This window comes from Nitrospira defluvii (assembly GCF_905220995.1).
Lineage (GTDB): Bacteria > Nitrospirota > Nitrospiria > Nitrospirales > Nitrospiraceae > Nitrospira_A > Nitrospira_A defluvii_C.
Genome location: NZ_CAJNBJ010000001.1, coordinates 1189523 through 1211373, shown reverse-complemented (window position 1 = coordinate 1211373; position 21851 = coordinate 1189523). Strand labels below are relative to the sequence as shown.

21 protein-coding genes are annotated in these 21851 nt (G+C 60.9%); 5 read left to right on the top strand and 16 right to left on the bottom strand.

What is annotated here, in order from left to right:
* Positions 1–60: 60 nt before the first annotated feature.
* From KJA79_RS05845 to KJA79_RS05835, 3 genes are all read right to left on the bottom strand, one after another.
* Complete coding sequence (locus KJA79_RS05845) at positions 61–2001, bottom strand: polysaccharide deacetylase family protein (RefSeq protein WP_213041044.1); 1941 nt, start codon at positions 1999–2001, stop codon at positions 61–63.
* Between the two features lie 4 nt (positions 2002–2005).
* Positions 2006–4255, bottom strand: coding sequence for a tetratricopeptide repeat protein (locus KJA79_RS05840; protein ID WP_213041043.1), 2250 nt, complete (start codon positions 4253–4255; stop codon positions 2006–2008).
* Between the two features lie 145 nt (positions 4256–4400).
* Positions 4401–5966, bottom strand: coding sequence for a hypothetical protein (locus tag KJA79_RS05835; protein ID WP_213041042.1), 1566 nt, complete (start codon positions 5964–5966; stop codon positions 4401–4403).
* 61 nt (positions 5967–6027) lie between these two features.
* Here KJA79_RS05835 and KJA79_RS05830 point away from each other — a divergent pair, with 61 nt between their 5' ends.
* Positions 6028–7434 (top strand): glycosyltransferase family 2 protein, encoded by a 1407-nt coding sequence (locus KJA79_RS05830; protein ID WP_213041041.1) that lies wholly within the window; start codon positions 6028–6030, stop codon positions 7432–7434.
* Between the two features lie 23 nt (positions 7435–7457).
* Here KJA79_RS05830 and KJA79_RS05825 read toward each other — a convergent pair whose 3' ends face one another.
* From KJA79_RS05825 to msrA, 6 genes are all read right to left on the bottom strand, one after another.
* Complete coding sequence (locus KJA79_RS05825) at positions 7458–8612, bottom strand: pyridoxal phosphate-dependent aminotransferase (RefSeq protein WP_213041040.1); 1155 nt, start codon at positions 8610–8612, stop codon at positions 7458–7460.
* 81 nt (positions 8613–8693) lie between these two features.
* Positions 8694–9311 carry a lytic transglycosylase domain-containing protein gene (locus KJA79_RS05820; RefSeq protein ID WP_213041039.1) on the bottom strand — a complete coding sequence of 206 codons (618 nt, stop codon included), beginning with the start codon at positions 9309–9311 and terminating at the stop codon, positions 8694–8696.
* Between the two features lie 34 nt (positions 9312–9345).
* Positions 9346–9732: a hypothetical protein gene (locus tag KJA79_RS05815; RefSeq protein WP_213041038.1), complete on the bottom strand. Its 387-nt coding sequence runs from the start codon at positions 9730–9732 to the stop codon at positions 9346–9348.
* A 150-nt stretch (positions 9733–9882) separates the two neighbouring features.
* Entirely contained in the window at positions 9883–10323 is a 441-nt protein-coding gene (locus KJA79_RS05810) for a hypothetical protein (protein ID WP_213041037.1), read from the bottom strand.
* On the bottom strand, positions 10320–10769 hold the full coding sequence (locus KJA79_RS05805) for a CoA-binding protein (RefSeq protein ID WP_213041036.1): 450 nt from the start codon (positions 10767–10769) through the stop codon (positions 10320–10322). Before KJA79_RS05805 ends, KJA79_RS05810 begins: the two co-directional genes overlap by 4 nt.
* Positions 10766–11386 carry a peptide-methionine (S)-S-oxide reductase MsrA gene (gene msrA / locus KJA79_RS05800; protein ID WP_213041035.1) on the bottom strand — a complete coding sequence of 207 codons (621 nt, stop codon included), beginning with the start codon at positions 11384–11386 and terminating at the stop codon, positions 10766–10768. The genes KJA79_RS05805 and msrA overlap by 4 nt, the downstream gene beginning before the upstream one ends.
* A 139-nt stretch (positions 11387–11525) precedes the next feature.
* On the opposite strand from msrA, the gene KJA79_RS05795 reads away from it, so the two are divergent.
* Positions 11526–12011, top strand: a complete 486-nt coding sequence (locus KJA79_RS05795; RefSeq protein WP_213041034.1) for an LEA/WHy family protein — start codon at positions 11526–11528, stop codon at positions 12009–12011.
* A gap of 263 nt (positions 12012–12274) precedes the next feature.
* Here the strand turns inward: KJA79_RS05795 and KJA79_RS05790 are convergent, their stop codons facing one another.
* The 6 genes from KJA79_RS05790 to KJA79_RS05765 form a co-directional block, all read right to left on the bottom strand.
* Entirely contained in the window at positions 12275–12805 is a 531-nt protein-coding gene (locus KJA79_RS05790; protein ID WP_213041033.1) for an SLOG cluster 4 domain-containing protein, read from the bottom strand.
* 8 nt (positions 12806–12813) lie between these two features.
* Positions 12814–13626 (bottom strand): class I SAM-dependent methyltransferase, encoded by an 813-nt coding sequence (locus tag KJA79_RS05785; RefSeq protein WP_246507441.1) that lies wholly within the window; start codon positions 13624–13626, stop codon positions 12814–12816.
* Between the two features lie 58 nt (positions 13627–13684).
* Positions 13685–15319: a tetratricopeptide repeat protein gene (locus KJA79_RS05780; RefSeq protein WP_213041032.1), complete on the bottom strand. Its 1635-nt coding sequence runs from the start codon at positions 15317–15319 to the stop codon at positions 13685–13687.
* A gap of 316 nt (positions 15320–15635) precedes the next feature.
* A complete protein-coding gene (locus KJA79_RS05775) occupies positions 15636–16343 on the bottom strand; it encodes a hypothetical protein (protein ID WP_213041031.1) in 708 nt (235 codons plus the stop codon).
* A 114-nt stretch (positions 16344–16457) separates the two neighbouring features.
* Positions 16458–17804, bottom strand: a complete 1347-nt coding sequence (locus tag KJA79_RS05770) for a TldD/PmbA family protein (protein ID WP_213041030.1) — start codon at positions 17802–17804, stop codon at positions 16458–16460.
* Positions 17801–19264: a TldD/PmbA family protein gene (locus tag KJA79_RS05765; protein WP_213041029.1), complete on the bottom strand. Its 1464-nt coding sequence runs from the start codon at positions 19262–19264 to the stop codon at positions 17801–17803. The genes KJA79_RS05770 and KJA79_RS05765 overlap by 4 nt, the downstream gene beginning before the upstream one ends.
* Before the next feature lie 150 nt (positions 19265–19414).
* Between KJA79_RS05765 and KJA79_RS05760 the strand changes: the two genes are divergently transcribed.
* Together KJA79_RS05760 and KJA79_RS05755 are read left to right on the top strand one after the other, a co-directional pair.
* A complete protein-coding gene (locus KJA79_RS05760; RefSeq protein WP_213041028.1) occupies positions 19415–19726 on the top strand; it encodes a transcriptional regulator in 312 nt (103 codons plus the stop codon).
* 114 nt (positions 19727–19840) lie between these two features.
* Entirely contained in the window at positions 19841–20062 is a 222-nt protein-coding gene (locus KJA79_RS05755) for a tetratricopeptide repeat protein (protein WP_213041027.1), read from the top strand.
* A 317-nt stretch (positions 20063–20379) separates the two neighbouring features.
* On the opposite strand, the gene KJA79_RS05750 is transcribed toward KJA79_RS05755, so the two are convergent.
* Positions 20380–21180 (bottom strand): DUF1295 domain-containing protein, encoded by an 801-nt coding sequence (locus KJA79_RS05750; protein ID WP_213041026.1) that lies wholly within the window; start codon positions 21178–21180, stop codon positions 20380–20382.
* A gap of 45 nt (positions 21181–21225) precedes the next feature.
* On the opposite strand from KJA79_RS05750, the gene KJA79_RS05745 reads away from it, so the two are divergent.
* Complete coding sequence (locus KJA79_RS05745) at positions 21226–21726, top strand: c-type cytochrome (RefSeq protein WP_213041025.1); 501 nt, start codon at positions 21226–21228, stop codon at positions 21724–21726.
* Positions 21727–21851 lie beyond the last annotated feature (125 nt).

Here is a 21851-nt window from a genome sequence, read left to right as displayed (position 1 = left end):
CCCTCTGCTATCTTTCCCTCTCAGGAGGCCGTCGCTGCCGCCGAATCGTTTGAGATCAGGTTACGCACGATGACCGGCCGTCGAGACATTCCGGCCGTCGGGCACGTGGGCTCGCGGCGTCAGCAGGAAGGTATGGGTACCCTGCAACTCGGGGACTGTCAGGATAGTGCCCTGTTGTTCCAGTCCTCGCACAGAGGAGCCGGAACGCGCCAGTTCCCATCCGTTCGGTACCTCGATCGTCAACCCGGCCACGGAACTCGGTGCCGTCAGTGTCACGCGCATCCCCGTCGAATCGCGCGCCACATCCACCTGAACCTGGTTGCGCGCCGCCCACCACCTGCCGAACTCTCCCACCGAACCGAACCAGGCATAGGGACGCACCCCTTCCACGAACCCCTTCTCGAAGGCGAGCTTGTGGTCGAGGACGTTCGGATGAATGAGCACCACCACCAAGCCGCCATAGCGGCTGAGTTTTCCTGCCAGCTCCAACGCCTGCGGAAGCCGGTCGCCCAGTTTCGGGAGTTCTTCGTCTTCGATCGTGACAGGAAACTCAAACACCTCGACTTCACTGTCCGTCAGGCGGTCATAGGTCAATTGATAGGGCAGATGGGTGAGCGAGTTATTGGCCGTGGCAGTCGAACTAAAACGAAACCCCGTCGCAAGGAGCGCTTGAGGAAGTCCAAAAGGATTCGAGAGCTCTCCCGGTCTGAAGGAGACAATCGTCTGTCCGGAAAAGTGATCGATCAGAAACTTACTAACCCGCAATTCGCCCAGCAGGCTGGCGTTGAGGGCGATTCTCCGGCTTTTCACAAACGGCGCATACGACGGATAGGCTTCCCGACCGGTCCCCAAGGGAAACTGATCGAACACCTTCGAATGCGCGATCGTATGACTTCCCAGCTCCATCCCAAGTTCGGCAAGACGAGCCAGATCCCGCACCCCTTCGTCGTTGAAAAAGATATCGTCGTTGTAGTCACGAATATATTTCACCTGAATGAAATAGGTGCCGACCACCCCCTGACTCTTTTCGTACTCCGCATAGACCACCGCGTTCTTGATCGACTGGGTAAAATCCACATCGTGCGTCAGCATGACGGAGAGCGATTTCCCGAACGGCACCGTCCCAAGCGTGACCGCCCGCTCTTCCGCCGTGCGATAGATGGATTTGAGCAACCGCAGCCACACATCAAGTGTCGGATCAAACTGATTGTCGTAGGTCCGGACGAGTTCGTCTCCGCGATTGTTGTACCCCTTCGAGAGCAGAAAACCGAGATCCACCCCGATGGCATAGGCCCGGCCACGCCCGTGGGCCACCTGCGTCACGGCGGCCGTCCCGTCGTCGAATCGCGCGAGCGGTGTCGTCGCGTCGGTGTAGCCGTAAGTGCCCATCACTTCCAGGTGCTTCTCCCGAACACCGATCCGCAACGTTCGCTCTTGTGGATCGGTCAGCTCGGCCAGCAACGGATCAGCCGCGGCCAATGTCAGGTCATACCGCTGGCGCGAGGCAACGGCCTCACGAAACCCGAAGACCTGGTTCAATCCACCACCCAACACCTGCACGCCGATCAACGTGCCACCAGCCTTCGGAAATTCCGCCAGCGCCTGGAGTTCCTCCGAGTTCAGCACCTTTCCGGAAATCATCGGGTAGACCAGCACCGCCTGATGGGACAGGGCTTCGCGCACATCTCGCGTGATGCGAAACGGCACGCCGATCGACTTGAGCCCGTGGGCCAAACCCAGCCAGCAGGAGTCCGGATCGGTCAGGAGGATCGCCAGGCGACTGCCTGATCCCTGCCCATACGTGCGCCACAAGGTCGGAACTTTTGGGGGCACGACCGTGACATGACTGGGCCCTGACACGCCGGGAAACCGGTGAAAATCCTGTGCAGGAACCTCGAAGGGCCGGTCGGATTGCGACCAGAACAGGCCCCATCCTCCCATCACCAGGAGCAGCGTGAGGGCCGAGAGACCGACAACACGGACAATGGTGGCACGTCCCATCAGATCACCAATGATAGATGAGGCTGAAGTTCCCGCCCCGCCGGACATAAAGGAATCCGCGGTCTTCGTAATATCCGGACGTCTCAACCGAGAATCGTTCGTTGATCGGAAACGTGACGCCGCCCTGAATAGTGCGACTCCCTACGCGGGTAAAGTCCTGTGCAGCCACGATCCGTTCGCCGGACGTGCCAAAGGAGCCGGAGGCAAAGATCTGCACACGTTCCGTAGGCCGCCAGGTGAGCTGGGAAGCAAGCGTGACCGCCCCCGTGTTTGGAATCAGGTAGAGTTTCTCGGTCAGCCAAAGATTGAAGGGCAGAAAGACCGTCAGCCCCGGCATCAGCAGATCGATGTCGTCCTGCTTGTAATTGAGTCGCCGGTAGCCGAAGGAGAGTTCAAAGGGGGCGAGCGAGGCATGCAACCCACCCAGTCCTTGCGCCACCTCTCCCATCACGGAGTAGTTGGGGGAGAAATGCGGATTCACCGTACCCTGCGCCGCCACATACCCCCAGGCTCGCTGCCACAGGGGACTATAGAGTTCCGCCGAAATCGGCGTGTCGTGGAACCCGAACCGATTGATCGGCTCGGCCCGTACCACCAGCGTTTGATTGCCCAACGGCTTGGCGATTTCAAACAGCAGATCACGCTCATCCGGTTGATTCTTCGTATAGGAATAATGGCCGTAGCCGATCTTGGCATAGTCACGATAGGGAAGCCGCAGTCCGGTCAGCCCTTGCCCCACCGCAGCCCGCGGCGAAACTAGCAACTCGGATTTCACCGCAGCAATCCGCTGCTCAATCGCCGGGTCGTGGGTCTCGGCAAGAAGCGCCTCATAGCGTGCCAGGGCCTCTGAACGGTCGCCCCGCCAATGCGCGACCTCGGCCAGGCCGCGGCGCGCCTCGATCTGTCTCGGCTCGGCTTGCAAGACCTCCCGGTACAAACGTCCCGCCTCCTCGAACTGTTTCTGCCACGACAACACCTGCGCCAGCGCCACCCGAATGTCCTGATCCTCCGGATGACGAACCAACACATCCCGATACAGCGTCGTGGCCTCCTGGTGAGAGCCTTGCCAGGACAAGACGCGCGCCAACGCACTCCGGATCTCGTCATTGTCGGGATGTTGCCGCAACGCCTCTCGGTAGACGTCCTCCGCTTCGTGATACTGTTTGGCCACCTCGAATCTGATGGCTTGTTCCATGGCACCAGCCACGGCTCGTGCCCCTTGCTCCTCAGTTGCCGAGCCTGTGGCGGACAACTCGGCTGCAGGGGCTGATGCGACCGATCCTTCCGACCGAATGGCGCTCAGCCGTTCCTCGATGTCGGGGTCGTGGGTCTCGGCAAGAAGCGCCTCATAGCGTGCCAGGGCCTCTGAACGGTCGCCCCGCCAATGCGCGACCTCGGCCAGGCCGCGGCGCGCCTCGATCTGTCTCGGCTCGGCTTGTAAGACCTCCCGGTACAAACGTCCCGCCTCCTCGAACTGTTTCTGCCACGACAACACCTGCGCCAGCGCCACCCGAATGTCCTGATCCTCCGGATGACGAACCAACACATCCCGGTATAACTCGACGGCTTCGGCATGGACCCCCTGCCAGGAAAGAAGCCGGGCCACAGCGGCACGCAACTCATCATTCTCTGGAGACTGCCGCAATCCCTCGCGATACACGGCCAGGGCATCTTCGTGCTGGCGCATCGTTTCCAGACGATGCCCTCGCTCCAACGCCTGATTTCCATCCGCCGGCTCCAAATTATTTCTGTAAACAGGCGACGGATCTGGGACAGCGGGAACGGATTCGACCTCGGCTTTCACGACGCGCAGCCGTGCCGCAATCTCTTCGTCGCCGGTGGCCGCTACCGCCCGTTCATAGTATGGAATCGCCTGTTCACGATGGCCGCTCCACAACAGCAGGTCTCCCAGGCCCGCCAGGGCTTCGGCATGGGTCGGGTCGTCGTGAAGGACCCGATCATATTCGTCTCGCGCGTCGGCGAACTGTTTGTTCCAGGACAAGACCCGGGCAAGGCCGACACGAGTGTCATGGTCGAGCGGCTGGCGAGTCAGAATGTCGCGATAGAGGGCGATGGCCTCATCCCTCTGTCCCTGCCAGGACAGGAGTTTCGCAATCGTCGCGCGCGCGTCATCATGGTCCGGTTTGGCCAAGAGGTATTGCCGGTAAGCCACGATGGCCTCCTCATACCGCTGCTCCTCCTCCAAGGCTCTGGCTTGCTGCAGAATCCGGCTCGGAGACGAGTCCGGCGCCATAGCAGCAATCATCGTGGCAGGCGTAGAGAACCAGCCCGCGGCGAGCAACATCCCCGCCAGCAGACCGGCTGCAAACCTTCGTCGAAGTATCCACCTGCGGGGATCGATCATCCGTGACGACCCTGTTCTTCCGATATGCACGACTCTATTCGGCGAGGGCACGGAATCCATCAAGATCGTGAATCATCACCCCCGAGAAACTCGAGTGCGAGGTGGTGTCTCGTATCGTCTTGATCGCCGAGGACACCTGGGCACGAGAACGTCCGGCAAACGATAGTCGTTCAGGATTGACCGTGAAACGACGATGAACTCGGAACCACTCCCGATGGAGGCCTGTACTGTCCGCTTCGCCGATCGGTCGCCACCGCAACAGACGGTGGTCGCGATCTAACAGGGCATCGGCCTGGCCCGACTGCGGGGCTCGTCGCAACACCACATGCTGTTCAACCGGCAAGACGGTCGTCTCGACGGCTAACCACACAGGAATCCCGCTCACTGACCCATAGCGCAGGATATCGTCGGCAATGTCCTGGATCTCATCGAGATCGGTACGGTAACTCATCACCGCCACTTCATCCGCCAGATCCATCACGGCAAAGGCCAGGGGTCGCCCACTGACGGTCGGCGCAGCGAGCCAGAATGGGATCACCATCGACAACCTGGCCCGGCCTTGTATGGCATCTTTCACCATCTCGATCGTGCCGAGATACCGACGAAGTTGCGCCTCATCCTGAAGAAACCCCGACACGAGATAGGGTTCGAGGTCGAGCTGCACGCCCGATAGGAGGCCCAGCGGTACGAGATGCAGTAGTCTCCAGATCTTATCGGCCAATCGTTGGGGTTCCTGTATCGCTTCGGGATAGCCATCCAGCACCCACGGCTCAATGCCGGCGTCCCGCACCTTGGCCATGAGCTGCGCATACTCGCGCCAGAGTCCCTCGTCATCGGATTGGGCCGGCACTTGAATCAGCAGCCGCGAGCAGCCCTGCGCACGACAGGTGCTCAACATCGCCTCCGGGTCCTTGACAGCCTGACGATAATTCCACACCCAGAAGCCGGTCCCGGCCTGTCGCTTCATGACCGGCGTCTCTTGCGTCACCTCAATCTTCTCCAGCTGAATCTGTCCGCCTTGCCCTTCAGCGGACACCACGAGGGCCGTGACCTGCCGAAGATCGACTCCCCGGCTGATCTCCTGCAGAGAAACCGTCAGATCAAAGGATCCGGACAGGGTGCTTACCGTCCAATTGTCCTCACGCCTGTAGCCGGCCAGATCTTCTATTCCCACCACTACAGAGCCGGTGGCACGACCACGGAGCCGCAACATTCGGTAGGACAGTAGGTCCACGGGCTTTCCGGCTGGATGCAGCTCGATACGCTGTCCACAACGGGCCGCTCCAGCGGCGCTCCACTGTACCTCGAGACTGGCGTTCAACTTCGTCACCTGACCCCGGCAAGGACCGAAGGGCCGGACCGCCCCCAGGCTCGCGCGCAGTTCAAGAATGGGCAGAAACGGTCGATAAGGAAGAGGGGCCGCTGTCGGCGGCGGTCCGCTGAAAGCGACGGTCGGATCGGTACGCTCGCCGATATAGGTCAGTTCGATTTCGTAGACGGTGGAAGGAATGGGTTCTGACAAGGGAACGTCGGCAGCACGCGCGGGAAGGAGTGAGGCACCCAGTCCGATTCCTGCGAACAACGCCAGCCAGAGCGACACCCTCAACCGCCTTCCCCTGTGGGTTCGGCACGTTCCGGTCGATATCACGAGCCGCTGATTGATGTGGATAGACACTCTCATTTCACTATCCGAATGGCTGTTCCTGCTCTACTTTCTCGGCTTGACCGCCGGATACTTGATGCTGGACGTCATCGCCATCGTGCACTTGCGGCAATATCTGCAGGAGCGGGTGCTGGAAAGCCTGCCGCGCAGCTACACGGGTTTCGAGCCGCAGATCAGCATTCTTGTTCCGGCATACAATGAAGCCGCCACGATCGCGGGCTCTATTCGGTCGCTCCTCCAACTCAGCTATTCCGAATATGAAATCGTCGTGATCAACGACGGATCGAAGGACGCCACGATCGACGTGCTCCGCCAGGAGTTCGAGCTTTTTCCGTTCCCGGAGGCCTACAACACCCAGCTGTCGACTGCGGAGATTCGGGCGATCTACCATTCTGCGTTGCATGCCAACCTGCGCGTCATCGACAAGGAGAACGGGGGCAAAGCCGATTCCCTGAACGCCGGCATCAACCTGTCGCTCTATCCCCTGTTCTGCTGCATCGATGCGGACTCGATCCTTCAGCCGGACAGCCTACGGCGGGCGGTGCAACCGTTCCTGGACGACCACCGCACGGTCGCGAGCGGCGGCACCGTCCGCATTGCCAATGGCTGTCGCGTCGAGAATGGGTTTCTGACGAAGATCGGCCTCCCCACGAATCTGCTGGCGCTCTTCCAAATCGTCGAATACCTCCGCGCGTTTCTGTTCGGACGCCTGGGCTGGTCGCCGATGAACGCGATGCTCATCATCTCAGGCGCGTTCGGGATTTTTCGCAAGGAAGCCGTTGTCACCGTGGGCGGGTATCGATCGGACACGATCGGTGAGGATATGGAGTTGGTCGTCCGGCTGCACCGCCATTTTCGGCTGAGCGAGAAGCCCTACCGGATTACCTTCGTTCCCGACTCGGTCTGCTGGACCGAAGCACCGGAGGACCTACGCACGCTGAAGAATCAACGCGTCCGGTGGCAGCGTGGACTCTGTGAAAGCCTGACCAACAACCTGGATCTCATGTTTCATCCCAAGGGCGGCACGATCGGCTGGCTGGCCTTTCCATTTATGGCCGTCTTTGAATGGATTGGGCCGGCGATCGAAGTGTTCGGCTACTGCTTCCTGATCCTCAGCTTTGTGTTGGGATTTGTGTCCGTGCAGACCTGGTTGATCCTGCTCATCGCGGCCATTGGCCTCGGCGTGCTGCTCTCGGTGAGCGCCTTACTGTTGGAAGAAATGTCGTTCCACGTCTACCCGGCCCAGCGCGATGTCATGAAACTGCTGCTCGCCGCCGTCGTGGAAAACTTTGGCTTTCGCCAATTGAACTCGGTGTGGAAATTGATCGGCCTGTATCGTTGGGTAAGCGGGAAGAAGGCCACGTGGGGTGCCATGACCAGAACCGCATCCTGGCAAGCGCGATAGTCGCGCGAGTTCGTACCGTCCGCTTAGCTTGCAAACCGCTCGATCGCCCGGCTGGCTTTCTCCAGATCACTGTCGGTCTTCGCCATACAAAACCGCATATAACGACTGCCTTCCGGCCCTTCAAAAAAGGCCTCTCCCGGCACGCCCGCCACTCCGGTCTTATCCAAGAGATACAGTGCACGTTCGCGACTGGTCTTCCCCGGCACGCGAGACACATCTGCCAGTACGTAGTAGGCCCCTTGCGGCACGGCGGGTGGAAGCCCCGCTTTCGCCAAGGCGCCGCAGAAGCGGTTCCGCTTCTGTTGATGTTCGACAGCAAGCTCGCGGTAAAAAGACGGGCCAAGGGCACGAATTCCGGCGGCCACACCATGCTGCAGGGGTGTCGGCGCACAGACGTACAAGACATCGCTCATCGCACCGATAGCTTTCGCCCAGGAGGCTTCCGCCACACTGTACCCAATGCGCCACCCGGTGATGCTGAAGGTCTTGGAGTAGCCTCCGATCGTAATCGTGCGGTCGGCCATGCCGGGCAACGAGGCCATACTGATGTGCTCCCGACCGTCGAACACGAAGTACTCGTAAATCTCGTCCGTGATCACCAGTAGATCGTGCCGACAGACGATCTCGGCGATCTGCTCTAACTCCCGACGCGTGAAGACCTTACCGGACGGATTCCCGGGGCTGTTGACGACGATGGCCTTGGCCTTGGACGTCACGGCCTGTTCAAGACTCTTCACGTCCAGGTTCCAATCCGGGGGCCGCATCGTGACATAGCGAGGCACCGCCTCCACGGCAAGGATCGCCTGCACATGGTAGGCATAGAACGGCTCGAACAGAATCACCTCATCCCCGGGGTTGAGCAACGCCATGCAGGTGGCTTGAAACGACCCCGTCGCACCCGCACTCACCGTGATCTGGGTTTCAGGATCGGCGGTGATGTGATTGTATGAGGCCAATTTGTCGGCGATCGCCTCACGCAACCCCGCAATACCGTCAAAGCGGGCATAGGTATTGTGTCCCTGGGCCATCGCCTGCTGCGCAGCCTGCACCACCACCGGAGGCACGGGTGTATCACAGACTCCCTGAGACATATTGATACCGTTGACCTTCGCGCAGGCCAGGGTCATCGCGCGGATATCCGACTGGGCCAACCGGGCTGTCCGATCACTTTTCTTCATGCGCGTCCTCGATCTGGAAATCTGAGTGTTCTCGCGGAATTCCCTACTCCGTTTCCGGATGAAAATGCAACCGGACGCCACTCATTCGGCCGAATGGGACTCGTTCGCCCTGGCCCGGACCGACCGGCGACCAAGGACGGAGCGGAGAACCGGCGGCCCGCTGCCGGTCCGGAACCGCTCGTAGTAGCCCATTACTCGGTCGACATAGATCTGCGTCGCCGGGAGGGTCGGGACGCCGACAGTGTGCCGGACACGCGCCTCACCGGCATGGTAGGCCGCCAATGCCAACGAAAGATCCCCACCGAATCGGTCGAGTAGTCCCCGGAGCAACGCTGCACCGGCGCGGATATTGTCGTTGGGGTCAAACGGGTCCAGAACGTGAAACGCCGCAGCGGTCAACGGCATGAGCTGCATCAGTCCGATCGCGCCTTTTGACGAGACGGCGTCGGAGTTGAAATTCGATTCGACTTTGATGATCGCCTGCAGCAGCGCCGGATCCAATGCGTATTGTTCGGCATACCTGGCCACCAGGGAGGCGATCGTTTCGGAAGCTGGTCGTCCCTGGTCATCCTTCATCCCAGGATCGAAGGCGAGCCTGCTGGCCGGAGGCAGCGCGGCGATCAGGCAGCCGGCCACGGCGAGGGGAACGAGTGCGCGAGCGACTCGGCTCCAGAGCTGATTCCAATCCGGCTGTTGCATGATAAGGAATCATCCGGCGGCGGCCGGACAGCTCCTATCGATTCTCCTCATCAGCGCTTCGAATCAGCACGGCACGCCCATGCCGGTCGAACCAGGATTGAATGCGATCGCCTATATGGGCCGGACGATCAATTTTCGTATTTTCATCGTGGGGGATGCGATGCTCCTGACCCCGGACGTCGCGGACCAGATAGGCACCCCCTTCCAGAGCTTGCACCTGACCGACCAAAGACCCGACCACCTGTTCATCACCCATGACGGCACCCGGTGTTTGCGCACCGATTGTCCCGGTTACGATGCCCATGCCAAGATGCTCTTGCGGAGAAGGCGTCGGGAGAACCGACTGTGTACAACCCACCGCGAAGGACTCCAGGAGAAGGATGAACAACAAGCGGCCGCACACCGTGAGCAAGGGCATCATGGCTCTACCTCCAAATCTAGATGGCGTGGAAATTCTAGCAGGACGGGCTGAAGCGTACCGTCACGTCACTATTCCATGGAGATGGGGAATGCTCAAGAAAATGAGGGAAACCAACCGGGGAAGGAATGGATCGTCGGAGCCAAGGATCGGTTACCCGGAGACAGGATGCGTCGTCGAACGTCGCCGCTGATCGTGCCAGAGATAGGCCGAATACATCGTCGCGACCAGCACGACGCCCATGAGCAGCATCAAACAACCCACCGCGACCGCTCCTCCAATCACCCCCTGATACGCAGATTGAATGACATGGAGCGGCTGATCAGTGACGGGGCTGAAATGCGACAACCATCCAAGCGCCAAACCCGCACCTCCGATGATGGTCCAGAACCGAGGACCGACCCTCCCGCTCCACGAGAGCCGTAATCCGACTCCAATCAACAGGTAGATACTCGTGATGATCAGAAGAAAACCGACCGATTGCCCGTCGGGTGGCCAATGAAAATCTCCTCGGATCACGTGATCGATGGTATGCGCGGCATTCAACATGGCGATGACCCAAATCAACCTCAACAGGGTACGATCCGGTTTCATGATCGCACCGGCCTGGGATCGCAGCCGTCCTCGCCAAGACACCGGCCATGCTCCTTCAGCCAGCAGCAATCCATCACGACCTCCAACCCGGCCTGACGGGCGCGCAGCGCCGCAGCCTCGTCGATCACGCCTTCTTGGAGCCAGACTCCCTTGGCCTTGATACGAATCGCCTCGTCGACGATCGCGCCGGCCTCCTCGGATCGGCGAAAGACCGTCACCAGATCCAACACGCCGGGTACTGCGGACAATGACGGATAGGCCGGTTGCCCCAACACCACCGTCTCACGGGGGTTGACGGGAATCACGACCTTTTCCTGTTGCTGCATGTAGGCAGCCACGCGATAAGACGGCCGGGCCGGATTCGACGACAACCCCACCACGGCAATTCTTTCACAATCCACAAGCAGGCGCCTGAGCGTATCCTGCGACGGCACGTCGCCCATCATGGGGCACCCCACACTTCCTCGAGACGCTGTGCGCGCCCGCAATTGAACTTGTAAAACTTGTACCGGACCGGATTTTTCTTATAGAAATCCTGATGGTAGTCTTCCGCCGGATAAAACTGCGACGCCTTCGTCAGTTCCGTCACGACCGGCTGGGACAGTCGCGGAGATTGTTCGATCGCGCGCTTCGACTCCTCGGCCAAGCGCTGCTGTTCTTCCCCTTGGTAGAAAATCACCGCCCGGTACTGGCTCCCATGGTCGCAGAACTGCGCGTTGGGCGTGACCGGGTCCACATTGTGCCAGAAGGCATCCAGCAAAACCTGGTAGGAGACCTTGGTCGGGTCATACACCACTTCCACCGACTCGGCATGGCCGGTTCCCCCCGCCGATACCTGCTCATAAGTCGGGCGCTCCACCCGCCCGCCCATATAGCCGCTGGTGACGGAGAGGACGCCAGGCACTTTCTCAAACACTTCCTCCATGCACCAGAAACAGCCGCCGGCAAAGTACGCCTTACCGCCGGACTGATCCGCTGCGTGACCGATGGAGACGAGAGCCCCTGCCAGCACCACTGGCAACATGAGTACGACACAGAGCTTCGTGCGTGCGATGGGATTCATGGGTGGCAACCTCCTGAAGGAAAACGTAGTCGACGTCCGCCCCGTCATCTTACCAAAGCCTCCGGGCTTCCGGCGCGGGTCAGATCGCCAGGGCCGTTACTCATCTCTACGCAGGTCGCAAACGATTGGATGTTTGTGTATGATGCGCGAGATGAGGCGATTGACGCTGCTGAGCGGCTTACTGGCCCTGTTTCTGCTTGCCGGGTGCGCGACCTGGCTGATGAAGGGTGAACCTCCCGAGGTGCTGGTGACGAATGTCACGCCGCTGGAGGCCAGCGCCTTCGAGCAGCGACTTCAGGTCGATCTTCGAATCCGGAATCCCAACGACTTCGACCTCGCTGTGACCGGGATCGACTTTCGTCTGGATCTAAACGGCAATCGGCTTGTACGAGGACTGGGCAACAAAGAATTGGTCGTGCCGCGTTTAAGCGACGCCGTGACCTCCGTCGAAACCAGTACGTCCACTCTACAGGTCGTGAGGCAGCTCCTGTCCTTTTCCGGCGATCAGTCGCTCACCTACCATGTCACGGGCGTGCTACACACGAAAGGCGGCCGCCTCCCCTTCGACAACTCCGGGGTGCTGCTGGACAAGGACACGGTGACCGGCTCTCCTTCTGCCCAGTAACCGATCTCAACGTACTGCTGATAAGAGACAGGCGGCTGAAACAGCCTATCCAGCAAGGCCGCAGCAATGCGAACAGACGAGGCCATATTCTTTCTCGCCCACCCCGACCCTGCCGGGACAGGCTCTTTTCCCCTGTGCGGTACGTTGAGTCTGAGAGGTTCACGACGCGCTGAATAAAGTGCGTCAGGTTTGTGAACGCCGCCGAGGTGGTGAGGCGGCAGTGTCACGCGAGAACGCCGCTGGCGGGATTTTTCAACAGCTTGTCAGACGCCCCAGGAGCGCGCGCCTTGGACCAGATCCGGTTGCTGCTGCTCAAACTGCTTCATCATCAGGGTGATGGCCTCTTCCGGGGTCTCCACCGCGGCGATCAGCCGACCCCCGAGTTTCTTGAAGAATTTCTCTTCGGCCGGCGTTGCCCCGACCAGAATGACCGGCTTCCCTGCCTTCAACGCGAGTGCGACCTCAGACACCGTGCCGGCCCCCATCAGGCCGCACACCACCACCACGTTGCTGGACATCACATTGACGTTGTTGCGTGCGTTGCCCATCTCGGTGATGATCGCCAGATCGACATATTTCGACACGCGTTCACGAGCCGACGGGAGCACACCGATCGTCAAACTGCCGGGGACCTTCTTGGCACCCTGACAGGCGGCATCCATGACGCCGACATCGCGTCCACCGGTCAGGACCACCCATTCCCGCCGCGCGATCAACTCGCCCAGCACACGGGCGTTGTCCACATCCTTCTTCCTGGCCTTTGCCGGCCCCATCACGCCCACAATATAGCGCATGCCCATCCTTACACCCGCCCGCCGCATTGCGGCTGCCACCAGCCCGTCACCGCCCCCGTCGCATAGTAGATCGCCCAGGAGTCGGGATCGTCCGCGAGCCGTCCATACTCTTCAAGATCGGCCTCCGTCACCATGCCGGTCGCGATGTATTTGTCGCGCAATTGCTCGGCGGACAACTTCATCATCTGTGCCACCATTCCTCCGCCGGCGGACAGATGTCCCTCATGTTCCACCGTCAATTGCGTCAAATCGTGGCGCCGAAACAGCGCGGGCAACTTCACCCCCAACGCGTGATCCATTCCGAGCGAAGTGAACATCCGCTCGATCGCATCGGACACGCGAGCGAACGAGGCCCGCCCTTCCTCCGAGCCGGCCACTGCGCGAGCCGCTTGAAAATCAGGCTCCTCAAGCACGACCCATCCACCCGGCTTTACGCAACGCAACATCCGCTCGAACGCGCGCTGATACTCCACAATGTGAATCATCACGTAGCGCGCGTGGACCAGGTCAAAGGTAGCGAGGGGAAGATCCGCGTCGCAAATGTCGCCTTGAAGGATTTCAATGGTCGAGCTGCCGCTGCCCCGCAGGAATCGCGGGTTGGTGTCGAGCGCGACTACTTTACCCGACGGCCCGACGCGCTGCTCCAGCCACCGGACGATGGAGCCGGCCCCGGCCCCCACTTCCAGGCAATGCCACCCGCTCGTCAAACCCGTGGACAGCAGGCGCCGCTGGGTGCCCGCATCAAAGATCCGCTCGAGCATGTGCAACCGCATGAGTTCGCGCGGCTCCTCGCTCGTATGAAATACATACTCTGTGTTCACCGTCTCCCTTTCATGGATCGATTCATCATTCGCTCCTGCACGCCGCTCCTGCTGAACCTCAGAAACGCGACCCTGTCAACGCCACATCGGCCTGTGCCCAGGCGGCACGCAGCCGGGCTTCTTCGTGAGCCGCGTCTTTACGCTGCGCCTGGAGGCTGTGCACGAGTCCATGCAGCGCCCAGCCGTTCTCCGGATTCACGCGTAAATCATCCCGGTAGACGGCTTCCGCCTCGCCGGGACGTCCCGCCAGCAACAGCACCGCTCCCAGGTTGTGGCGGACCGGCTGAAACCAAAACGGCGGTTCGCTGTATGGCAACGACGATTCCAACTGTAGCGCCTCGCGCAAGGCCTGAATCCCCGCCTCGTGGTCTCCACGGCGTGCAGCCATTTCTCCGACGAGCACTCGCTCCGCCACCTTCAGCAGCGTACGACTCAACTTGCCCTCCGTCGTCTTCGCCTTGGTGAAGGCCTTGAGCGACTTCCTGAGATTCGACAATTCCCCTTCAGCGCTTCCAAACCGGGCCGTTGCGGCAAAGGCCAATCCCCGCACGTAGTGCCAGAGGCCCGTCGTGAACCGCAACTCCCTGGGCGGCGGAGGCTGCCGGATCAACTCTCCCCACTGACCAAATCTCGCCATGGTGAGCAGCAGAGTCGGTGCGTACCATTCAAGCGACGGCTCTTTCACGATCTCGTCGACCGAGATCTTACCCAGCAAGTCGCGCGCGACCTGCGACGCCTCCGCGCTCCGCCCTTCCATCACCAGAGAGGCGTTTAAGAAATGCAGATTGTGCGCATAGTATCCTGATGCGTAGTTGCCCTCAAGGGGGTGATGACGCAAATACTCGTAGTCCACCGTCGCGGCGTTCGCATTCCGCTCAGACGCCTCCCGATAGCGGCCCACCCGCATGAAGATGTGCGCCGGCATATGCACCAGATGCCCGGCACCGGGCATCAGTGACGGCAGGCGCTGGGCACAGGCCAACCCGCGCTGCGGATCGGGCGAGGCTTCCACGGCGTGAATGTAATAATGGCAGGCGCCCGGATGATTCGGATCTCGCTCCAGCGCCGCTTCCAACGTCGCCACGATCTCCTCTGTTCCCGGTTGGGGACGACCATCGGCTCGCCAATAGTCCCAGGGGCGAAGGACCATCATCGATTCTGCAAACAGCACGGCGGCATCGACATCGTCGGGAAACTCCGACGCGAGCCGGCGCATGGCCTTGGCATACGCGTCATCCCTGCCTTTTCTGGAAGGAGACTTTTTGCCGGAGTACCGTGTCGCCAATGCCTCAACATAGGCCCGCTCACGGGGAGTGGCCTGCGCAAGGCGTGCGATGGCCTTGTGTATGGCGTCGGCCGCGCGTGATTCAGCTTTGGCGTCGATCGCGGCATTGATGTTCGGCCCCAGGCTCAACGCCACACCCCAATAGGGCATGGGCGCCTCGGGGTCTAGGCGAGAGGCCTCCGTGAATGCGGCAATGGCTTCCTCGTGGTTGAACGCATAGACCAGTCTGAGTCCTTGGTCGAAATATTTCTGTGCGAGCTCGGAGGTCGTGGTGATCTCGTGGTGTAACGTACCGAGATTGTCGAATAAGGTCACCTCCGCCCGCGCGCGTCCCTCCCCCAGAGATGACGCCAGCCCCACACACACGAGACCGGACAGCAGTACCTGCAGATATCGTCGCTTCACCATTGATCGCACTCCTGATCGTGTGACGGCGAGAGACCGAACCATCTTTCGATCCTCCGGCAACGGCTCGCCCGTGAGGAGACGCACAAAGTAGCAGTCTTATCAGGAAGTTGCCAGCACGTTGTGGATTGAGGTCCGACACTGCGGCGGATACGTAGGATGTGACCTGACACAACCTCACCGCGCCCGACGAATCCCGCCGTTCGGGACAGCAGACCGGCAACAGGCATCGCCTACTGCGGAGCGGATGTACGAGATCGATGAGCAACCAGCAGAGCAGGCTTGATCCTGGCGTACCGCCGGATCGTGCACCGGTGATCTATGCGTTCAGGTAGGGAATCTCGGAGGCCTCGGCAGAAGCCTCGCGCCGATCTCTCGAAGGTTTCATCTCACGGTCGCGATAGGGCAACGCGCGCGGCGGGACGAGGGACAGCTCTAACTCAGCAGGCGGGGCCATCTCCATATCCTTGCCCATGTACATCAAGACTTGCTGCTGCGAACTCACCAGCGCACGCAAATCCTGAAGCTGCGACGAGAGTTCTTCCATCTGAGCTTTCTGCGTGGACACCTGTTCCCGCAACTCATGGAGTTCCGCCTGAGTGGATTGGGTATGTTGGATGACCCAGTCCTTGAGTTCACGGGCTTGCGCCGCCAAGGCGCGCTGCACAAATCCCGCACGGTCACGCAACCGGAAAATGAGATCGCCGACGGCGCCATCCCACCGCCGGGCCGGAACCAACCCATGTTCTGCCTGCACTTCATGTTCGATATGACGCGCGACAGGCGCTCCCAGCCATTTCGACACCCGCTGTCCCAACGGCTGTTCCGTCCGGTCCTCAGAGCTGCCGTACTGGCACCAATCCTCGAACCGCTCGGTCATATCTTCGAGCTTGACGAACACCTTTCCGATCGCCGCACGCAAAGGTGAGGGCGCGAACGGATTGACCGCTCCTTTTTCACCCTTGTCGGGGGCGAGGGTCAGGAGATGAACGGGCTTTTCAGCCAGACGCTGTTGTTTCCGATTCATAGGGGCACACCGAACTCTTATCGGCCAATTACCCTTAATTCATTACTCTTTCCCATAGGCCGAGTCAATGGCCGCGAGGGGCTTTTTTCGGTCCGCAGGCCGGGCACGGGGCGACTAGAAGCGCGTGACGCTGGAGAAGTTGAAGTCGTGAATCCGCATGGCAGGAACCAGCGCCTTTCCGGTCTCCGAGGTCACAGCCTCGGCGGGGGTCGTGTAGGCGTCCACTTGGTTAAACGCGCGCAACGGACTCTCATGAAACCGGAAATTCCGGATGGCCGAGGTAATCTCACCGTTTTCAATGAGAAACGTGCCGTCTCTGGTCATCCCGGTCAGCGTCAGATCGGACGGATTGACCGGACGGATGTACCAGAAATTTGTCACCAGGATCCCACGCTGGGTGGTACGGATGAGGTCGTCCACCCGCGTGCCGATGGGACGCTCACCTGAGAAATGGGGCGACTCCAACGTGGCGAGGGGGTCGATCTGATGTTCCCGCGCCGTGTACCGGTCGTGCAGGAGTTGCGTCAGTACTCCCGACTCAATCCAGCCTGATTCGATGACCGGCAGCCCCTCATGGGTAAAACCGTGTCCGAGCAGGTCGGTATGGGCCGGTTGATTCAACAGGGACAGGCGTCGATCGATGATGCGCGAGCCCAACTTCCCGCTGAACGGACTGGTGCCTTTGTAAAACGACTTGGCATCCAACATCCAGATCATCCAACTGAGCAGACCCGCCACGGCAGCCGGCTCCAGGATGACCGTGTAGCGGCCCGGCGGTAATTCCTGTGGCTCGTCTGCTCCGCGCTTGGCTTTGATAATAGCGGCCAGGGTGCGCTCCTGAATATGCAACCGATCGATGGATCGATGGGCTGCCGCCGACCAGCCCGTGGCGTCGCCGGCCTGCACAGTCAGGCTGAACCGCGCCTCCGTGCGCTCCTCATAGGCTCGCAATCCCGTCCCGGCGGCCAACCCGATCGTCGCGACGCCGGACGACACCGTGCCGGCCGCGTTCAGATTTTCCATCTTGCACTGGCCGATAGCCTCACGCGCGTAATCGAGGCGACGTGCCGGTCCTGCGGCACTCGTTTCCGGACGGGAGGTCGGGAGCGACAAATAGGTCTGTGGGCCAACCGGCGGAAGATATTCCGGGTCGTCCGGCGACAGACGGGCAATCGATTCCGCCTGCTTCAGCGTTTCTCGTACCGCCCCGGCAGTGAAGTCCGTCGTGCTGGCCGTCCCGTGCCGGTGCCCGAAGGCCACCGTGATCGACAGGCTGCCACGCCGCTGATTCACGTTCTGAATGACCTGGTTGTTGGCGAAACGAGTCGTGCCGCCATGGGAATCCCGCAACGACAGAAACGTCTCGTCCCCGGTGGAGTGGCCCATCACCAGATCGGCCAGGAATTCAAACTCCTGACGACTCGTCAATTTCGGCCATGACGCGGTGATCGAGGAGGTCATGGGTTCGCCTTCGTCTCTCCGCTGATGACATCCACGCGGCGGAACCGGGCATGGGACGCGGCGTGGGTCATCCAGCCCGATTGCCCCGGTTGGCCCTTTCCGCAGGTGATAAATCCATACCGCCGACGATGACTCCGGTCGGCGACACCGTCGCACCGTCCCCAAAACTCCGGCGTGATCCCGTGATAGATCACGTCGCGTACCATACCCGTTCGCCGGCCGTTTTCAATCAACCAGAAGGCGTCCCCGCCGAACTGAAAATTGTACCGCCGCTGGTCGATACTATACGACCCGTGGCCTTCGATGTAGATGCCCCGTTTCACGTCGGCCAAGAGCCCGTCGAGCGTGGCGGTTCCCGGCTCAAGCCCGATGTTCGCAATACGCACCATCGGCACGCTGCCCCAGCTATCGGCCCGGTTCGACCCGCGTGACCGCTCCTCTTTGATCTTCGGCGCCACTTCGCGATTCGTGCAGTATCCGACAAAAATACCCTCCCGCACGATATCCCATTTCTGGCAACTCACACCGTCGTCGTCGTATCCCGTCGCCGCCAGCGTACCGGCTTCGGTGTTGTCGGCAACCAGATTTACATCGGAGGAGCCATACCGGTAGGTGCCACGCTTGTCGGGTGTGAGAAAACTGGTGCCGGCGTAGTTCGCCTCATACCCAAGCGCACGATCCAATTCACTTGGATGGCCGCACGACTCGTGCATCGTCAACGAGAGATGTTCAGGATCCAGGACCAGATCGTAGCGGCCCGGTTCGATCACCGGCGCTCGCACCTTTTCCACCGCTTGTGCCGCAATTCGTTCCGCTTCACGAGCAAAGTCGGCATCCCGCACCAGCTCATACCCCATGCGGAGATGGGGCGTGTTGAAGGAGCGACTGGCGAACCGTCCTTCATGCACCGCCGTAGCCGTGCAGTCGCCTTGCATCGCCAACAGGTCGAACTCCAGATGGGAACCCTCGGTGGATACAAACAGTTTTCGGTCACGCTGCGCCCACATGCCGGCATGGCTCCTGACGACACCAGGCTGCCGCTGAATGATGTCCATGGTGTTCAGCAGCAGCGCCGTTTGTTCTTCGAGCGGAACGGCAAAGGGATCCAGGCGGCAGGGTGTGACAATCCGGTCTCGATGCACCGGCTCGGGCGCGAGGTGCACTTTCGAAATCGCAAGAGAGGCCGATCCCTTCGCAATTTCCACCGCAAGGTCGGCGACCCGGGGCACCTCCTCGAGGGACAGGATGGAACTGGCGGCAAATCCCCAGGCGCCCCGATGGAGCACGCGAATGCCGAACCCGCGATCGGTCGACTCGCGGATATGCGCGATGCGCCGGTCTTCACCAACGATCGTCCGCGTGGTCGAATCGAGCAGTCGAATATCGGCATACTCTACCCCGGCCGCACGAACACGCGAGAGCGCCAGCTCCGCCAATTCGTCCCACGAGGGTCCCGTCATCGCAGCATCTCTGGTTGCGGGGCACGTACAAGCAATCGTGCGTAGTATACCAAGATCGCGTCGACCGCTGCCTGCCTTTTCATCAGCCCATGCTCGGCGTGAGGCGTCGCGCTGGAGGAGACGCCGTCCATCCTGGTAAAATCTTCGCGCATGACCTCGCAGGAACAGACGCCCCGACGCCGAATGATCGCGCTGCTGACGGGTACGTTACTGTCTTCCCACCAACTGGCCCAGCTTCTCGGCATGCCCGTGCGCCAAGTGGAGGACCACATGACGCACATCGTCAAAACGCTCGCTCGCGATCCGGCTCGAACATTTGTGCTGGAGCCCTCGACCTGCCAGGACTGCACCTATACGTTCCGCGACCGCACCAGGCTGACAAGACCCAGCCGCTGCCCTCGCTGTCGCAGCGAAGGCATTACCTCCCCGCGCTTCGGCATCCGCGAGGAGCACATCTCGTAACGGAAACAGGGTGCCGCTTCCACCGTCTTGAACCCTGTGCGTGCTGGCGACAGACTACGGCAATCGCCAGTGCATCACGCGCCCCGCCGGACAGTCATGAAAGGAACCGATCGCATGCCGAGATCATGTGCCTGGATTGCCCTGACCGTGGTGCTGCTCGGATCGGGCTGCGGTCCCGACCAGTCGGCGCAATGGCTGGAAACCGCCCAGTTCGAAGAACGCCAAACCAACCTGACCCACGCCAGGGAACTGTACGAAGACATCATCCGCCAGTATCCCGACAGCCCCGCCGCCAAGACCGCTCGTGCGCGATTGGCAGAATTGGCAGGCAAGTGATCTCCGGGGAGGCCCGCAGCGAGTAGGTTGCGGAACAACTCATGTCGAGTCCCGTAGCCACCACAGATACGCGGTGTGAGACGACGTTGAACGGCCTTGCAGGGTGCGCAAACAGGCCGTCCAGTAAGGCCGCAGCGAGGTCCGCGATGCGACGAGGAAGGAGCGTCACGCCTGCGGACGGACGCGAGTCGGTGAGCGCCCAGTGTCCCAGGGGCGACTCGTACTCTTGCGGTACGGTGAGCCGCTGAGGTTCACGACGCGCGGAAGAACGCGCGTCACGCTTGTGAATGCCGCTGGCGGACTGTTTCCGCATCCTGTTAGAGCCGACGCGGAGGCCAGGGAATAAACGCATTGGTGCTGCGCTGATACTCCGCATACTGGCGACCACGGTTTTTCATGGTCTGCGTCTCCGTCCAGGGAATCCCGGTGACTTTCAAGAGCGCCCACCCCATCGTCAGCGGGCCGATCAGGGTCAAACCCCAAGTGCCCAGCGGACTCGCCAGCCCCATCACCACATAACTCCACCAGTGCAGCCATTCGAAAAAGTAATTGGGATGGCGCGAGTAGTACCAGAGTCCCTCACGGCACACACGGTCCCTGTTCCAGGGCTGACGTCGAAAGACCGCCAACTGCCGATCAGCGACCGCCTCCCCCGTCACGGCGACTCCCCACAGGAGTACACCGAGCAGTTCGATGAGATGAAACGGCGGATGCGGATTTTGCATGACGACCAGGGGAGGAAGGGAGAACCAGGCAATGGCCGCAGCCTGCAGTTGAAAGTACCAGAACCGGCGCAGCGGACCCTGCTCGCCCCATCGCAGACGCAGGGCACGGTACCGGCCGTCTTCGGGTTTTCGCCACAGCCGATCCACCAGCACATGCGTACCCAAGCGCACGGCATACAATAGAACCAACAGAGCGACCAGCAGCCGCCTAGCCGGTTCACCAGGAGCAGCACTGGCGTACCACAACACCACCAAGGCTAATCCGTAACACCACCCGACATCGGCGATCGACAGATGCTGCAGGCGGCGCTCAAGCAGCCAGAGTCCGACCATGAGGATCGCCGAGGCAACCCAGGCGGTGAAGAGGAGGGAGAGTGGATCCGTTGGCGACATGCAATGGGCCCCGGAAGTAAAGCGCGCGCATAGAACACACAGGATATGATACAGCGATTGTACTATGATGAGTGCCGGCGGCAACACCGGGCCGGCCAGTGCAGATGGTCTTGGTATTGTCCGCCGCCCGGCGGTATGATGCCCGAGGCCCTACTCTGCAAGATGAAGGATCGGTATGGAGGGACTATGGTGAAGGCGGGTGTCGTGGGCATCGTGATGATCATCGTGGCATGCATCGGCTGGTCCGGTATTCCCTCGGAGGCGAGTGGCGCCGCCGGCACGAAGACGCCGGAGAGTGCAAAAGGCAAACGCATCTTCAGCCGACACTGCGCCGGTTGTCACGGTCCTGAGGGAAAAGGCGATGGCTATAAGTTGCTCGGTCCGGATCCGGCGAACCTGACGGCACCGGCAACCAGGAAGAAATCAGACAGCGCGTTGCTCACCACCATCCACGAGGGCAAACCGAACATGCCCTCCTGGAAGGGACTCCTCTCCGACCGCGACATCCAGAGCGTGTTAGCCTACATTCGTACGCTTCCGCATTGATTTAGCAGGATGCGGAAAAAGTCCGCCAGCGGCGTTCTCGCATCCCTCAGCGGCTCACCGTACGGCGTGAGTACGATTCGCTACTTCGCTCGCTGCGGCCTTGCTGGACGGCCTTTTTGCGCATC

Bases quoted from the DNA above. Each gene is read 5' to 3' on its own strand.
- KJA79_RS05845 (WP_213041044.1), bottom strand. From the start codon at position 2,001: ATGGGACGTGCCACCATTGTCCGTGTTGTCGGTCTCTCGGCCCTCACG.
- KJA79_RS05840 (WP_213041043.1), bottom strand. From the start codon at position 4,255: ATGGCGCCGGACTCGTCTCCGAGCCGGATTCTGCAGCAAGCCAGAGCC.
- KJA79_RS05830 (WP_213041041.1), top strand. From the start codon at position 6,028: ATGTGGATAGACACTCTCATTTCACTATCCGAATGGCTGTTCCTGCTC.
- KJA79_RS05825 (WP_213041040.1), bottom strand. From the start codon at position 8,612: ATGAAGAAAAGTGATCGGACAGCCCGGTTGGCCCAGTCGGATATCCGC.
- KJA79_RS05820 (WP_213041039.1), bottom strand. From the start codon at position 9,311: ATGCAACAGCCGGATTGGAATCAGCTCTGGAGCCGAGTCGCTCGCGCA.
- KJA79_RS05815 (WP_213041038.1), bottom strand. From the start codon at position 9,732: ATGATGCCCTTGCTCACGGTGTGCGGCCGCTTGTTGTTCATCCTTCTC.
- KJA79_RS05810 (WP_213041037.1), bottom strand. From the start codon at position 10,323: ATGAAACCGGATCGTACCCTGTTGAGGTTGATTTGGGTCATCGCCATG.
- KJA79_RS05805 (WP_213041036.1), bottom strand. From the start codon at position 10,769: ATGATGGGCGACGTGCCGTCGCAGGATACGCTCAGGCGCCTGCTTGTG.
- msrA (WP_213041035.1), bottom strand. From the start codon at position 11,386: ATGAATCCCATCGCACGCACGAAGCTCTGTGTCGTACTCATGTTGCCA.
- KJA79_RS05795 (WP_213041034.1), top strand. From the start codon at position 11,526: ATGATGCGCGAGATGAGGCGATTGACGCTGCTGAGCGGCTTACTGGCC.
- KJA79_RS05790 (WP_213041033.1), bottom strand. From the start codon at position 12,805: ATGCGCTATATTGTGGGCGTGATGGGGCCGGCAAAGGCCAGGAAGAAG.
- KJA79_RS05780 (WP_213041032.1), bottom strand. From the start codon at position 15,319: ATGGTGAAGCGACGATATCTGCAGGTACTGCTGTCCGGTCTCGTGTGT.
- KJA79_RS05775 (WP_213041031.1), bottom strand. From the start codon at position 16,343: ATGAATCGGAAACAACAGCGTCTGGCTGAAAAGCCCGTTCATCTCCTG.
- KJA79_RS05770 (WP_213041030.1), bottom strand. From the start codon at position 17,804: ATGACCTCCTCGATCACCGCGTCATGGCCGAAATTGACGAGTCGTCAG.
- KJA79_RS05765 (WP_213041029.1), bottom strand. From the start codon at position 19,264: ATGACGGGACCCTCGTGGGACGAATTGGCGGAGCTGGCGCTCTCGCGT.
- KJA79_RS05760 (WP_213041028.1), top strand. From the start codon at position 19,415: ATGACCTCGCAGGAACAGACGCCCCGACGCCGAATGATCGCGCTGCTG.
- KJA79_RS05755 (WP_213041027.1), top strand. From the start codon at position 19,841: ATGCCGAGATCATGTGCCTGGATTGCCCTGACCGTGGTGCTGCTCGGA.
- KJA79_RS05750 (WP_213041026.1), bottom strand. From the start codon at position 21,180: ATGTCGCCAACGGATCCACTCTCCCTCCTCTTCACCGCCTGGGTTGCC.
- KJA79_RS05745 (WP_213041025.1), top strand. From the start codon at position 21,226: ATGATACAGCGATTGTACTATGATGAGTGCCGGCGGCAACACCGGGCC.